At 53.8% G+C, this 10,030-nt stretch carries 9 protein-coding genes; 7 read left to right on the top strand and 2 right to left on the bottom strand.

Translation table 11 applies throughout. The annotated features are described in order from the left end of the window. The 7 genes from LGZ98_RS22090 to LGZ98_RS22060 all read left to right on the top strand — a co-directional run. The coding region (locus tag LGZ98_RS22090; protein ID WP_315902002.1) for a type VI secretion IcmF C-terminal domain-containing protein at nucleotides 1-858 on the top strand (858 nt) is incomplete at its 5' end. Beyond that, complete coding sequence (gene tssA, locus LGZ98_RS22085; RefSeq protein ID WP_262978594.1) at nucleotides 843-2,417, top strand: type VI secretion system protein TssA; 1,575 nt, start codon at nucleotides 843-845, stop codon at nucleotides 2,415-2,417. The genes LGZ98_RS22090 and tssA, both read left to right, overlap by 16 nt. A 96-nt stretch (nucleotides 2,418-2,513) precedes the next feature. Then, entirely contained in the window at nucleotides 2,514-4,289 is a 1,776-nt protein-coding gene (gene tssF, locus LGZ98_RS22080) for a type VI secretion system baseplate subunit TssF (protein WP_262978593.1), read from the top strand. Next, complete coding sequence (gene tssG / locus LGZ98_RS22075) at nucleotides 4,253-5,344, top strand: type VI secretion system baseplate subunit TssG (protein WP_113043423.1); 1,092 nt, start codon at nucleotides 4,253-4,255, stop codon at nucleotides 5,342-5,344. The genes tssF and tssG overlap by 37 nt, the downstream gene beginning before the upstream one ends. Continuing rightward, a complete protein-coding gene (gene tssJ / locus LGZ98_RS22070; RefSeq protein ID WP_228899686.1) occupies nucleotides 5,322-5,861 on the top strand; it encodes a type VI secretion system lipoprotein TssJ in 540 nt (179 codons plus the stop codon). Before tssG ends, tssJ begins: the two co-directional genes overlap by 23 nt. A 4-nt stretch (nucleotides 5,862-5,865) precedes the next feature. Beyond that, nucleotides 5,866-6,306 (top strand): type VI secretion system baseplate subunit TssE, encoded by a 441-nt coding sequence (tssE, locus tag LGZ98_RS22065; protein ID WP_113043421.1) that lies wholly within the window; start codon nucleotides 5,866-5,868, stop codon nucleotides 6,304-6,306. 100 nt (nucleotides 6,307-6,406) lie between these two features. Beyond that, nucleotides 6,407-7,816 (top strand): VasL domain-containing protein, encoded by a 1,410-nt coding sequence (locus tag LGZ98_RS22060; protein WP_262978592.1) that lies wholly within the window; start codon nucleotides 6,407-6,409, stop codon nucleotides 7,814-7,816. Between the two features lie 139 nt (nucleotides 7,817-7,955). Here the strand turns inward: LGZ98_RS22060 and LGZ98_RS22055 are convergent, their stop codons facing one another. Together LGZ98_RS22055 and LGZ98_RS22050 are read right to left on the bottom strand one after the other, a co-directional pair. Beyond that, nucleotides 7,956-9,107: a type I restriction endonuclease gene (locus LGZ98_RS22055; RefSeq protein WP_113043420.1), complete on the bottom strand. Its 1,152-nt coding sequence runs from the start codon at nucleotides 9,105-9,107 to the stop codon at nucleotides 7,956-7,958. A 9-nt stretch (nucleotides 9,108-9,116) separates the two neighbouring features. Beyond that, nucleotides 9,117-9,818, bottom strand: coding sequence for an XRE family transcriptional regulator (locus tag LGZ98_RS22050; protein WP_113043419.1), 702 nt, complete (start codon nucleotides 9,816-9,818; stop codon nucleotides 9,117-9,119). Nucleotides 9,819-10,030: the final 212 nt, after the last annotated feature.

The raw sequence follows: 10,030 nt of genomic DNA, 5'->3' as shown, positions 1-10,030 counted from the left end.
GACCAATGGCGCGGTTTCGGTCAGACGATGTTCGTACAGCCGTTAAATCAGGCATGGCAGGGAATACTGAAACCGGCAGCGGCAAGTTTAAATGAACAGTGGCAGACAGCCATCGTGGCTAACTGGAATACCGCCTTTGCCGGTCGCTACCCGTTTGCCGGTGGGCAAAGTGACATTTCATTGCCGATGCTGGGGCAGTTTATCCGCCCGGACACCGGGCGCATTGAGCAGTTTTTGACGCGCCAGTTAGGCGGGGTGCTGCATAAAGCGGGTAACCGTTGGGTGCCGGATAACGTGAACGGTCAGGGGTTGCAGGTTAACCCGCGTTTCCTGCAAGCGGTGAATCAGCTCAGTCAGTTATCGGATGTGCTGTTTGCGGACGGCAGTCAGGGACTGCGGTTTGAACTGCGGGCGCGCGCGGCGCGGGGTGTGGTGGAAACCGACCTGACGATAGACGGGCAGAAATTGCGTTACTTCAACCAGATGGAAAGCTGGCAGCGTTTTCGCTGGCCGGGAGAGACGTATAAACCGGGGGTGATGCTGACCTGGACCAGTGTCAATGCCGGGGCGCGGCTGTTCGGTGATTATTCGGGAACCTGGGGGCTCATTCGCTGGCTGGCGCGGGCGAAAGCAGAAAAGTGGGATGAAAGCCGTTACCGGCTGACCTTCACTATGCCGGACGGTTTACCGGTGACCTGGATATTACGCACGGAAATGGGCCGCGGGCCGCTGGCGTTGCTGAAACTGCGGGGATTTACCCTGCCGAAAGAGATTTTTGACACGACACCGGGTGATAACCCGGTCATCTCACCGGTCGATGACGATGACCTGACGGAGGACTCATGTTGCAACGATTGATAACAACCTGTCTGGGTGAGCGTGATGTGTTGGCCCTCGCCCGAGAGCAGACCGAACGGTGGACGACGTGGTTGTTGCCCATTAGCGCGGAGGCGCCGACCGGGGAGGATCCGGCGCATCACGATGATTTTCAGCGCATGCGTGAGGAGGTCAATAAACTCAGTGGCATTGATACGGCCCTTATCTGTCAATTGGCGGAAAAACTGCTGACGACCTGCTGCAAAGATGTTCGCGTGGCGACCTATTACGTCTGGGCGCGTCTGCATCAGGAGGGTGAAAACGGCCTGGCTGAGGGGCTGACGTTGTTAGCCGCGCTGGCGGACCGTTTTGGCGAAACCTTGCTACCCCATCGGGCAGGCCGCCGTCAGGCGGCGCTGGTGTGGCTGACCGGGGGCAAAGTTCAGGCCAGTTTATCCCGCTACCCGGAAGTGAATCGCGCCGATTTTGAACGCGTGCTGGCCGCGCTGGCGTTACTGGAACACGTGTTTGCCGGCTGGGACGCGGCGGCTCGTCCCACCCTCGCCGGGCTGGCGGGCCCCCTGGAAACCCGTCTGGCCCAATCGGGCGGGGTTGACGCCGTGGTGCCGCAAACTATCGCACAGACCGCGTCGGCGAACGGTGACGGGCCGTCACCCGGCGTACGGCCCGTGCAGTCCGGGCGTGATTTGCTGGAACAGGCGCGTGAACTGGCGCGTTATCTGCGTGATCAACCGCAAGGGTGGTTATCCAGTCATCGCCTGATGAAAAGTCTGCGCTGGGATACCGTTCATCAGTTACCGCCGCAGGATACCGCCGGACTGACCCGTTTGGCGCCGCCTCGTACGGAATACCGGGCGCGGCTGAAACGGCTCTACCGGCAACAAAGTTGGCGTGAGTTGTTGGCGCAGGCCGACCGGATGTTCGCGGCAGGGGTTAACCACTTTTGGCTCGATTTACAGTGGTATCTCTGTCAGGCATTAAGCCAATTGGGCCATCCTGATGAAAGTTGGGCGGATATTGTGAAACAGGATCTGAACATCCTGCTTGATCGTCTGCCGGGGCTGGAGAATTTGGCCTATAACGACGGGACACCGTTTGCCGATGAGGTGACCGGTCAGTGGATAGCGCGGGACGTGATGGCGGCCCAGGACCACGGATTACCGGACGCCCCGCCGGCACCGGGTGAGCATGACCTCCTGGCGCGGGAAGCGGAGGCGTTACAATTGGCGGACAGTGAAGGTATTGAGGCGGCGTTGCGCTGGCTGGGGCAATTACCGGGGATCGTGGGGGGGCGTCCCCGCTGGCTCCAGCGCTTGTTGATGGCGCGGGTGGCGGAACAGTACGGCAAAAATGAGATGGCGTTGCATCTGCTTGCGGAGCTGGACGCCGGCGAGCCGTTGGGTCTGAGTGAGTGGGAACCGGCGCTGATGTTTGAGGTGAAAGCCCGGCAACTTAAGTTGCTGCGGATGAAAGCCCAACGCAGTGAACAGGATAAGGCGCTGACGGCCCAACGCAGGGAGACATTGCTGGCCGGATTGGTGGCGATTGATCCGGTCAGGGCGGCGGTGTTGTGTGGCTGATGGCCCTGGAATACGGCATGACACTTTTATCCCGGTTCGACCCGTTTTACCCTCGCCAATGTGTTTATTCTGAACGGTTTATTTGAGGACAATTCGATGGATGATTTAATCCTGCGCTATTACGAGGCAGAAATGCGCTACCTGCGTGACGCGGGCAACGAGTTTGCCAAAGCCCATCCTGACCGGGCGGCTCTGCTCAATCTGGACAGCGTCGGTACCCGTGACCCCTATGTGGAGCGTCTGTTTGAAGGCTTTGCCTTTCTGATGGGCCGCCTGCGCGAGAAGCTGGATGATGACTTGCCGGAGTTGACGGAAGGGCTGGTCAGTTTGCTGTGGCCGCATTACCTGCGTACCATCCCTTCCCTGTCCATTGTGGAACTGGGCGCGGATTGGGCACAGTTGAAACAGCTGAAAAATCCGGCGCAGGTGAACAAGGGCTTTGAGGTGCTTTCGCAGCCGATCGGCCCGCAACAGACCCGGTGCCGCTATACCACCACGCAGGCGGTTCAGTTGCTGCCGCTGGCGCTGACTGACGCTTCGCTTAAATCTGAGCCGGATGGCCGGGCTGTCATTCGCCTGCGTTTTGATTGCGGCACGCAGGTGGACTGGCGCCAGGTTGATTTGAGTCGGTTGCCGCTGTACCTGAGCGCGGACAGCCCGCTGGCCTGCGCGTTACATCGGGCATTGACGCTTCAGACGCAACAGCTGTATCTGCGTCTGCCCGGTCAGCCCGACCGCCGGCCGTTTGACGGGGGATTCTCCCCGCTGGGATTTGGCGATGAGGAAAGGCTGTGGCCGAAAGGGGACAGCGCGTTCAGTGGTTATCAGCTGCTGCTGGAGTATTTTACCTTCCGTGAGAAATTCATGTTTGTCGCGTTGTGTGGGCTGGAACAGCTGACTATACCCGACAGGACGCCGTGGTTTGAACTGGATGTGGTGCTGGGTGAAAGCTGGCCTCATGAGAGGCCGTTTTCTGCGGCGCATATCCGTTTGCACTGTGTGCCGGTGATTAACCTGTTCCCGCTGGAATCCGATCCGTTGCCGCTGTCACCGTTGAAAACGGAGTATTTGCTGCGCCCGATGCGCCTTCAGGACGGGCATACCGAGATTTATTCGGTGGATGCGGTAGTGTCCTCGAAGCGTAGTGATCACCAGTCGTATGTGCCCTTCAGTAGTTTTCGCCACCAGGGCGGTATGCTGCGCCATGACGCGCCGGCGCGTTACTACCATACCCGGGTAAAACAGGGGCCGTCGGGTTTGTACGACACCTGGCTGATTCTGGGCGGGGAGGCGATTGATAATCATGAGGGATCGCGTGAAGCAGAAAATCTGTCACTCACCCTGACCGGCACGCATGGGCAACTGCCCCGCAGGGCATTGCAGGAGACGCTGCTGGATACGGCGGTGTCTCCCCCGTTGGCGGGACTGACCGTGCGTAATCTGCGTGAACCGACATTGCCGTGTTATCCGCCAAACCGGGATCGCTTTCACTGGCGGGTGCTCAGTCATCTCGGCTCCAATTTCCTCAGTTTGATGGATAACCCGGAAGTGTTGCGCGGCACGCTGGCCCTGTATGACTGGACCGATGACGAGATGAACTATCGCCGTCTGGCGGCCATTGTGGCGGTGAAGCATTCTCTTATCGAGCGGTTTGAGCAGGGGTGTCTGCAACGGGGGGTGCACATTGAAGTCACGCTGGACAGCAACGGCTTTACCGGGACCGGGGATATCTGTCTGTTCGGCGAGATGCTCAGTCGCTTTTTTGCCTTGTACACCGATATCCATCTGTTCAACCGGCTGACGCTGGTCTCACAACCCACAGGAGAGCGCTTGTCATGGCAAGAGAAGCACAGTCAGTGTATTCCCGGTTAATGGCCGGACTAAAGGACGATATTTCGACACTCAATTTCTATCAGTTCTGTCAGGCCGTTGAGCGCATGGCCCCGGATCGGCACCCCCTGGGCAGTACGGATAATCCCGCCGATGATGTGATACGTTTCCGGCCCCATCCGGGGATGGGGTTCCCGACCGGTACGCTGAAAGCGATGGAAACTGACGGCGAATACCCGGATCGCCCCCCGACAGTCAGAACCACGTTTATGGGGCTGTACGGCGTGGATTCCCCGTTGCCGACCGCTTACCTGAACGATATCGCGCAACACCGGGAAGGGCATGAAGCGGTGGAAGCCTTTCTGGATATGTTTAACCACCGGATACTGACCCAGTATTACCGTATCTGGCGTAAATATTCCTACCCGGCGACGTTTGCCGCTGGGGGAAGTGACCCAACATCGCAGTGTTTACTGGGACTGATTGGCTTAGGCATTCCGGGCAGTCAGCAGCAGATTGCCACGCCGGCGTCCCGTTTTCTGGCGCTGCTCAGTGTGATGCGCCTGCCGACCCGGACGGCGGAAGGGGTATCGGCGCTGGTGACGTTGCTGGCGCCGCAGACCCGTGTCGGGGTGACGCCCGCCTGCCCGCGGCAGATCCCTCTGCGGCAACCGGCCGGTTTTTCAGACTCGCAGCCGATTTCCCTGTCGCAACGTACCGTGCTGGGCAGGGCCGGCACGGATATCAACAGCCAGTTATTGCTGGCGTTGCACACGGATTGCCCGGAGGAAGCGCGGGGCTGGCTGCCGGGCGGGCAGTTACACACCGATTTGTTGACGTTGCTGCGCGTTTATCTGGGCTGGCGGTACCGGGCCCGGCTGCAATTGACCCTTCAGACCCGAATATTACCGGTGCCGGTGCTGGGCGGCGATAAGCCTGTTCAGCTGGGGCTGACCGGGGTGCTGGGGTTGCAGGCTGAAAAAAATCAGGCGGCAATCCCGGACAAGATAACGGTGAGTCTGGGGGATTATCAGGGCATATCGCCGGACAGCCATCAAAACACCGGAGGACACCATGTTCACTACCGCTTTTTATAAAACGGCGCCGATGATAGCGGCAATCACCTTACTGCTGACCGGCTGCGGGCTGACGCAGACGGTCGCCGACGGCACGGTCTCCGTCACCCAGTCCCTTTTTCATCGACAAGTGAAAACCGCGCGGCTGGATTTTACGCCCCGGGCCGCGGTTAACACGGATAGCGGGGAAAGTGTTGCCCTGTCCGTCCCTGCGCTGGTCCGGGTTTATCAGTTGCGGGATAACCGGGCGCTGGAAAAAGCGGATTACACGGATTTGCTGGAAAACGGCGACCGTATACTCGGGGCCGATTGTCTGGCGAGCCGGGAGGTGGTGGTCAAACCGGGTAGTCAGGCTTCACTCAATATGCCGATGGCGGCGCAGGCGAAATATGTCGCGGTGGTGGGTCTGTTCAGAAATCCCGATTTAGCCGGGGCGACCTGGCGCCTAATCATCAGGCGCCAGGCGCTGTTACCGGATAAGCCGCGTACCATTGAGTTAAATGGCGGCGGCCTGACTCTGTTGCCTGAAAAGGAGTAAGTTGATGAAAAAGAAAACCCACAAGCCTTCCCTGTATGAATGCCTGTTCGGCAACGTTCGCGGCGGGTTGGATTTGCATCAGATCAGTGAGGAAAATCAGGTGATTTTATCGGTACTGGACAATATGCAGTGTATCCTCAATGGCCGGGCGGGTTCGCTGAGCCATCTGCCGGATTATGGCCTGCCTGATCTCAGCACGGTCCTGCAAGGGTTGCCTGAATCGTCACAACGCCTGATCGCGACGATTGAGCACACGCTGCTGACTTATGAGCCCCGCTTGAAGCAGGTCAGTGTGACGTTATTGCCGGAGATTGAACCGGCGCATTTGCGTTATGACATCAACGCCGAACTGAACGGGGTGGGGCGGGTGCGTTTTAGCACGGAATTTGTCCCGGAAGGGAAAGTGTTGGTTCGCCATCTGCGCCAACAAGGGCGGATGGATTAATCTGCGGTGGGGCTATCTTGCCGCCGCTTGCTGTTATCGGAACGGGCCGGGGTGACGCCCGGACGGTTGAATGCGTTGATGTTGTCCCGCGGCGTTAATCATGCGGATTTCAGCAACCAATCTGGGTGAAAATAAAGTGATGACTGAAAATAGTGTCTATACCGGGGATGATCCCCGGACGCGGCCTGAATTCCGCGCACTGAAAGACGAAATGAGCAAACTGAGCCATCCGGCCCGGCCCGACATTGACTGGGCTAAAGTTGAACAGCTTTGTTTGACACTGTTTCAGGTTAACGGTGTAGAACTGCAAAGTGCCGCCTGGTACACATTGGCCCGGGCACAACGGGCCGGATTAGCGGGTATGCATGAAGGGTTGGCCCTGATTGAGGGGTTAGTGGCTCATCAATGGTCGCAATGCTGGCCGCAATCTACACGTGTACGGGTTGAGATATTGGCCTGGCTGGTCGCGCGGTTACAACAGGTGTTACGTACCTCGGTTTTCTCCTATATTGACCTGCCGCTGATTTACCCGGTGGAAAAGGTGCTTGAACATCTGTGTGAAGTGCTTCAACGTCTGGAACTGAAATATGTGAGTCAACTCGACAGCCTCCGCGTGTGGCTTCACAACAGCGCTCAACGTTTAGAGCGGCTGAAACCGGAAACGGGGATGATGCCGGTTGTCCCGGTCTCCGCCGTACAACCGGGAGGGAATGCTATTTTGACGCCCACAGCCCTCTCCCGGCCGCAACTGATATATGTTGTGCATGAAACGGTCTCTGGCGTCCCCCCTCAGGGCCATGGGGTCGGGGCTTTACCTGTGTCCCGCGGGAAAGTCTGGCACGGTTTTGTCGCGGGTGTCGCGTTGTGCGCGCTGGCAGCGGCCGGTGTTTGGTGGGTGAAAGGGATGCGCCAAGCGCCGCCGCTGGCGCAGGCATTGCAAGTGACCGCGCAGCCTTTGCCGCGGACCTTGCTCCCGGCGCAACTTGCTGAGTTGCGCCACCCGGACAACGCCGTGCTGCTGAATCAGTTGCAGGCGAAAACGCTGGCGGCCAGCCGGTCGCAACTGGCAAGTTTGGAGACCTTGCCTGTGTTGTGGCGATTAACGTATGGGACGCAGCTATTACACCAGCTGCAAACATTATGGCCGGCCAGCCAAACGGTGCAAGAGATGGAGAAACAGTGGCAACAGCAACGTGAAGCCACGGCGTTACCTGTCTCTGAACTGGAAAATTATCACCTGGCTCAATCGCGTCTGCAACGATTAGCGGCCCGCCTTGATGAGCTGGATGAAAGACGCGGTCGTTATCTCACGGGGTCTGAATTGAAATCGATAGTATTTGGCATTCAGCAACCGTTGGCGAGCACGCCGCCATTGGAAGAATTGTTGCGCCAACTGGCCGAACAACAAAAAAGCGGCCCGGTCTCCCCGGCACTGTGTCAGCAAATTGACACCCGTTTTAATCAATTACTCAATCGTTATGCCCTGCTCATGCAGTCTGCTATCCATTAATCAATTCACTGAAACAAGTAATACTTGTTTTTAAGGTGGGTTTATTTTTATTGATTGTTGGAAATGTGACTGCTTAGACATTTTTAGATGATAGTGAAGGATATGGGGCAGAAAAGCCACCGAGTGGTGGCTGGTATAATTATTGTGCTTTCTTTCTAAAGTTATCGTCGTTTTTAACAAACTCAAAAGCATCAAGGATAATACCTGTTATCCTCAATATATCTTCTGGAGCTTCTATAAATATTCTTGAGTTATTAGCAGATAATCCAGCTCTATTAACTTCGTTGGCTAATATATCAGTTAGCTCAATAGGTATCTGGATGTAAGGTTTATTCTTCTTGTCAAAGTATCTTATTATCCATCTATTTGATTTTCCTTGATAAAGAATACCAAAGTAAGACTCTGTATCTTTGTATTGCAAATCAACAGATTCCCCGACTATTGATTTTGCTTTTTCATATAGAGTTAATTCGTTTTTAGTGGTAACAATATTAGGGTTATCTAGATCTACTATCTCATCTGGTTCTTTCGGACTCTCTTGAGGTTCTATCTCGTCTTGAACTCCATCAATTGGAACATGTTTATTTGAAAGACCGGAAACCACCATTGCGCTGACAGATTTCTCAACAGCTTGTTTTACCAATGGGGTGATTGATTCAATAAAGCGCTGATTTAGTTGGCGTTCGACATTAGATCTATTGGCAACGTATCTCACAAATTCACTATCAACATCTCTTAAGCTAGTGCTGATGGTTTTAGTAAAAGCGGATAAGTAAACACTTTCCTCTGCAAGCGTTCTTAGTGCTTCCGGTTTGAATTTATCGTGTCTAAATCGATAGAGCTGGCCTACATCCGCATCGCTAACTTCATCCATTTTAATGCGTAAGAATGGGGTAAGATCCATTACGTTTTTTTGTTTTAAATCGGTAAAGAAACGCCACTCTAATCCATTTGTAATTGCTGAAATAGTCACTTCTGGAGTAGAATTAAAGTATCTGGATAACTGAGGACAGTGGTTATCTAGCTTTTCGCTGTATCCCTTTGCCTCAATAAACATAACTGGGACACCTTGGCAAAACAAGGCATAATCAACACGCTCATTTGCTTTTAAACCGGGAAAATCCGCTCCGTACTCGGCTTTAACTTTTTGAGGGTCATACGGACTGAACCCAAGAATATCTAAAAAAGGCAATATTAATGCTTGCTTAGTTGTTTCTTCGGTGGTGCAGTGTTGGCCCGCACTCTTAACGTGGTCAACATGATGTTTTATTTTTATCTTAAAATTGTCCATTCCATAACCTTAATAATCTAAAACGGAATACCAGAACATTCTCCCGATGATGTTCACTTGATCTTTATCTGCAACTTCATCTTCGTATTCATCACGGTTATAACTTCTGATAAGTAATTTTCCTCTCGGGCGTCTGTAAAGACATTTAAGACGCTTTAATCCATCCTGTTCAATCACATACACTTTTCCATCAATAATTTTCTTATTAGAGATATCTACTGCTATTGCTGTTCCATCCGGGATAACTGGCTCCATGCTGTCGCCCTTAGCAGGAAAACAAATAATTGTAGAGCCGTCAGTTGGTGCGCCAATTTTTCTTAATGTTGCTTTGGAAAATCTTAACTTAAAGCTGTTATAATCCGCATCAACACATCCACCATTGCTGCATGCGAATTCAATATCCTTTAAGAACCGCACCTTCACCTCATCGCCATCTAGTAGCATGTTGTTGTCCCATTGCGCAATAGTTGTCCACTTGCTATCAGGTGGAACTTGGTCCTCACCCTTTTTGAGTGTTTTGCCAAATAAAAGCCAGTTCACATCAGCGTCAAGGATAAATGCTAATGTTGTTAGCCTTGATTTTCTTGGTTCTGTGTTTGATTCCCACTGTTGTACAGACTGTGGAGTAACACCAAGCATATCTGCTAGTTCAGCTTGAGTTAATTTTTTTGCAAGCCGAGCTTGCTTGATTCTTTCGTGCATTGTTTTCATGCCTTAAATATACAAGCGAGGCTTTTATTTTTATAGCAAGCAAAACTTTATTTTTAAAGTATTTATTGTATTTTGTTTGTTGTTGTTAGTAAAAAAAGAAAACCTTTATGAACATACTGGATATAGCAGTAAAGAAAGCCGGCGGTATACCAGCGTTAGCCAAAATGCCTAAGTATTAGGGATCAGGTGGTTCGCCAGTGGAACAAAAAAGC

This window comes from Photorhabdus kayaii (genome assembly GCF_025384895.1).
Classification (GTDB): domain Bacteria; phylum Pseudomonadota; class Gammaproteobacteria; order Enterobacterales; family Enterobacteriaceae; genus Photorhabdus; species Photorhabdus kayaii.
Note: the sequence above shows the minus strand (reverse complement) of the source record. Positions and strands in the feature narration are given on the sequence as shown.

Bases quoted from the DNA above. Each gene is read 5' to 3' on its own strand.
- tssA (WP_262978594.1), top strand. From the start codon at position 843: ATGTTGCAACGATTGATAACAACCTGTCTGGGTGAGCGTGATGTGTTG.
- tssF (WP_262978593.1), top strand. From the start codon at position 2,514: ATGGATGATTTAATCCTGCGCTATTACGAGGCAGAAATGCGCTACCTG.
- tssG (WP_113043423.1), top strand. From the start codon at position 4,253: ATGGCAAGAGAAGCACAGTCAGTGTATTCCCGGTTAATGGCCGGACTA.
- tssJ (WP_228899686.1), top strand. From the start codon at position 5,322: ATGTTCACTACCGCTTTTTATAAAACGGCGCCGATGATAGCGGCAATC.
- tssE (WP_113043421.1), top strand. From the start codon at position 5,866: ATGAAAAAGAAAACCCACAAGCCTTCCCTGTATGAATGCCTGTTCGGC.
- LGZ98_RS22060 (WP_262978592.1), top strand. From the start codon at position 6,407: ATGCGGATTTCAGCAACCAATCTGGGTGAAAATAAAGTGATGACTGAA.
- LGZ98_RS22055 (WP_113043420.1), bottom strand. From the start codon at position 9,107: ATGGACAATTTTAAGATAAAAATAAAACATCATGTTGACCACGTTAAG.
- LGZ98_RS22050 (WP_113043419.1), bottom strand. From the start codon at position 9,818: ATGAAAACAATGCACGAAAGAATCAAGCAAGCTCGGCTTGCAAAAAAA.